The organism is Sandarakinorhabdus rubra (assembly GCF_010994245.1).
In the GTDB taxonomy this organism is placed as follows: Bacteria; Pseudomonadota; Alphaproteobacteria; order Sphingomonadales; family Sphingomonadaceae; genus Sandarakinorhabdus; species Sandarakinorhabdus rubra.
This window is the reverse complement of sequence record NZ_WMHO01000435.1, coordinates 1-760: the sequence shown is the minus strand read 5'-3', so window position 1 is coordinate 760 and position 760 is coordinate 1. Positions and strand designations below refer to the sequence as shown.

Sequence of the window (760 nt, the reverse complement as noted above, 5' to 3'; positions counted from 1 at the left end):
CCGGCGCCGAGCCGGTGATCGCCATCGACCCGGTGCCGGACAAGCGCGCATTGGCCCTCGAACTGGGCGCCCGCGCTGCCGTGGCGCCCGAGGACGTGGAGGCCGCCTTTGCCGCCCACGGAGCGCCGCGTGTCGCCATCGAGAGCGTGGGCAAGGGCGCCGTGCTGGCGCAGGCCTGGCGCACCGCGGCGCGCGGCGGGCGCATCGTCACCGTGGGCCTGCCCAACCCGGCCGATCCCTTCACCATTCCCGCCGTCAGCCCGGTGGCCGAGGCCAAGACGCTGATCGGCAGCTACATGGGTTCATCCGTGCCGGCCCGCGACATCCCGCGCTATATCGCGCTGTGGCGGGCCGGGCGGTTGCCGGTCGATCGGCTGCTGTCGGGCGTGCGGCCGCTGGCCGAGATCAACGCCGCGCTGGATGCTCTGGCCAGCGGCCAGGCGGTGCGCCAGATCCTTGTCCCCTGATGCTCTGGCCGGCCATCGGCGGCGGGCTGGGGCTGGTGATCGGCAGTTTCATCGCTCTTGTCACCTGGCGCTGGCCGCAGGGCCTGGCCGTCACCGGCCGTTCGCGGTGTGACGGGTGCGGCCAGCAACTTGGCGCTGCCGAGCTGGTGCCGATCCTGTCGTTCCTGGTGCAGCGCGGCCGCTGTGGGCGCTGCGGAGGGGCGATTGCCGGTCGCCATCTGGCCATCGAGCTGGCGGCCGGGCTGATCGGCGCCGGTCTGTTCTGGCGGCATCCGCCGCTGGCCGCCGCCGCC

2 protein-coding genes are annotated in these 760 nt (G+C 74.1%); both read left to right on the top strand.

Features of this window, described 5'->3' with window-relative positions:
* Positions 1-467, top strand: a 467-nt coding sequence (locus GJV64_RS15100) for a zinc-binding dehydrogenase (protein WP_164158343.1), incomplete at its 5' end; no start/stop codon positions are given.
* Positions 467-760, top strand: a 294-nt coding sequence (locus GJV64_RS15095) for a prepilin peptidase (RefSeq protein WP_164158342.1), incomplete at its 3' end; no start/stop codon positions are given. The genes GJV64_RS15100 and GJV64_RS15095, both read left to right, overlap by 1 nt.